Genomic DNA, 2,687 nt, shown 5'->3' on the forward strand with positions numbered 1-2,687 from the left:
GGCCGTTGCGGGGGCGGGGGAACGGAGCCCGGCGCGTTCGGTGCCGGACCGGGTGGCGCACCCGGTGTCCGGGCGAGCGCCGAACGCAGGCCCGCCGGGTCGCTCTCGACCCCCACCAGCAGCGGCAGCCCCCGGGAGGAGAGGTCGACGAGTCGGGAGGCGACGTCGCGCGGGTCCATGCCCACCGTCGCCGCGAGTTCGTGGACGGCGACCTTGCCCGCCTCGGCCAGTGCGGCGAGCAGGCGCGCGTCGACGGGATCGGTCACGGACACGCCCCCGAGAGTAGTCGCCGGGCCGCGCCGTCCGGGCGCCACCGTGGACAACGCCGGCGGTAATCCTCGACACGGGGCGTGGCCGGACCCTCCGTCCGGCCGTGGGTGGGTGGCACCGCCGGACGGTAGGCTGCCGCGCCATGACTCCCGTCACCGAGCTCGCCGACGAGTTCGTCGGTGCCCTGTTCGACGCCGACCCGTTGACCCCCGTGCTGCTGGGCCTCGAACCGACCCGTACCGGCCTCGCTGAGGTCGACGGGGCGGCACAGCGGCGGCACCGGGACCGCTTTTCCGACCTGGCCCGGCGCGCACGGGAGCTGGACCCCGCGGGGATGAGCGACACCGACCGCACCACCCGGGACGTGCTGCTGGCCTCCGCGGAGGCGGAGATCGACCAGATCGACGCCCGCCTGGTCGAGTACACCGTCAGCGACTTCTTCGTCGCGCCCGCGGCGGGCCTGCTCACCCTGCTGCCGATGGCCGGGGTCGCCGACTCCGCGCAGGGGCGGGCACACCTCGACCGGCTCGCGGAGATCCCCCGCTATCTGGAACAGGTCGCGCAGCGGCACCGGGAGGGCGTGGCCGCGGGGCGCACCCCGGTGGCACACCTGGTGCGGGCGGCCGTCGCACACCTCGACCGCTACCTCGCCGCCCCGGACGACGACCCGCTGGCCCGGCAACCCGCGGTCGACGAGGAGTTCGCCGAGCGTCGTGCCCGGCTGCTGGCCGAGGTGGTGCGGCCCGCGTTCGCCGCCTACCGCGACGTGCTCGACCGGGAGATCGCCCCGCACGGCCGGCCCGAGGAGCGGCCCGGCCTGTGCCACCTGCCGGACGGTCGCGAGCGCTACGCCGCACTCGCCCGGGTGCACACCACCACCGACCAGGCGCCCGAGCGGTTGCACGAGACCGGACTGGAACTGATCGACGACCTGGCGCGGGAGTACGCCCGGATCGGTCAGCGGGTGTTCGGCACCGCCGACCTCGGCGAGATCTTCGAGCGGCTGCGCACCGACCCCGCGTTGCGCTGGGACAACGGCGAGGAGCTGCTGGAGGCGGCGCGGTCCGCGGTCACCCGGGCCGAGCGGGAGGCGCCCCGGTGGTTCGGCCGCATCCCGCCGCAGCCGTGGGTGGTGGAGCCGGTGCCCGAGGCGGAGGCCCCGGGGGCGGCGGCGGGGTACTACCTGCTGCCCTCGGCCGACGGGTCCCGGCCCGGCACGTACTTCGCCAACACGTACCGGGTGACCGAGCGGTTCCGGCACACGCTCGAATCGATCGCGTTCCACGAGGTGATCCCGGGGCACCACTTCCAGCTCAGCACCGCGCTCGGACTCACCGACCTGCCGCTGTTGCGCCGGATCAGTGGCTTCAACGCCTACAGCGAGGGCTGGGGGCTGTACTCGGAACGCCTCGCCGACGAGATGGGCCTGTACTCCGACGACGTCGCGCTGCTCGGCCTGCTGAGCAGCGATTCGATGCGCGCGGGCAGGCTCGTCGTGGACACCGGGCTGCACGCACTGGGCTGGACCCGGCAGCAGGCGATCGACTTCCTCGAACGCAACACCCCGCTGCCGACGGTCGAGATCGTCGCGGAGGTGGACCGCTACATCGGCTACCCGGGGCAGGCACTGTCCTACATGGTCGGGCGGCTGGAGATCCAGCGGCTCCGGGCGCGGGCGGAACGGGAGCTCGGCACGGCGTTCGACGTCCGCGACCTCCACGACCTCGTGCTCTCCGGGGGTGCGCTGCCGATGACGGTGCTCGCCGACGTCGTCGACCGCTGGATCGCCGACCGGCGCTGAGGCACCACCGGCCGGTGGCGTTCACTCGACGGTGGTCAGCCGGGCGGACACCAGCACGGCCCCGGGGTCGTCCCCCGTGCGGTCGAACACGCCGGTCGTGGTGAGCAGCCGCAGCGTCCGGCTCCCGGTGGGCGCGGTCGCGCGTTCCAGCGCGTGCTCGTGCGGGACGCGGTCGACCCGGTCGACGGTGAACGTCGCCCCGGTGCCGTCCGCGCGGTGGACGGTGATCTCGTCGCCCGCGCGCAGCCGGGCGATCCCGGCGAAGACCCCGCGCTCCGCCGCGTAGCTGGCGTGCCCGGTCAGGACGGCGGCGCCCGGTTCACCCGGGGTGGGCGTGGTGGCCAGCCAGCCGACGATCCCCGCGTGCCCGGGCACCTCCATGCCCCCGCCCGTGGTGCGGTGCAGCTCGATGACGGACCCGGTGTCGATCCCGATGGCGGGCACGGACACCCGGGTCGGGACGGATTCGCGGAGGGGGGTGCGGGATGTGGGCGGGGCCGCCACGGCCAGTGGCCCCCGCGGGGGTGTCGTCGTGTCCGCCCCCGGGAGGGTGGCCGCCGGGTCCGTCGTGTCGGTGCCGCTCGACCGCAGCAGCGCCACCGCCGTCAGCGCCGTC

The 2,687-nt window shown here is 75.2% G+C and carries 3 protein-coding genes; 1 reads left to right on the forward strand and 2 read right to left on the reverse strand.

Annotated features, from left to right (window positions below; translation table 11 throughout):
* A partial coding sequence (locus tag SACPADRAFT_RS28130) for an AsnC family transcriptional regulator (RefSeq protein ID WP_040924460.1) occupies positions 1-272 on the reverse strand: 272 nt, incomplete at its 3' end.
* Positions 273-412: 140 nt separating this feature from the next.
* Between SACPADRAFT_RS28130 and SACPADRAFT_RS0215905 the strand changes: the two genes are divergently transcribed.
* Positions 413-2,071 (forward strand): DUF885 domain-containing protein, encoded by a 1,659-nt coding sequence (locus SACPADRAFT_RS0215905; protein WP_007027198.1) that lies wholly within the window; start codon positions 413-415, stop codon positions 2,069-2,071.
* 21 nt (positions 2,072-2,092) lie between these two features.
* On the opposite strand, the gene SACPADRAFT_RS33075 is transcribed toward SACPADRAFT_RS0215905, so the two are convergent.
* Positions 2,093-2,687 (reverse strand): sortase domain-containing protein (locus SACPADRAFT_RS33075; protein ID WP_007027199.1); only part of this gene is annotated, 595 nt, incomplete at its 5' end.

Source organism: Saccharomonospora iraqiensis subsp. paurometabolica YIM 90007 (genome assembly GCF_000231035.2).
Lineage (GTDB): Bacteria > Actinomycetota > Actinomycetes > Mycobacteriales > Pseudonocardiaceae > Saccharomonospora > Saccharomonospora paurometabolica.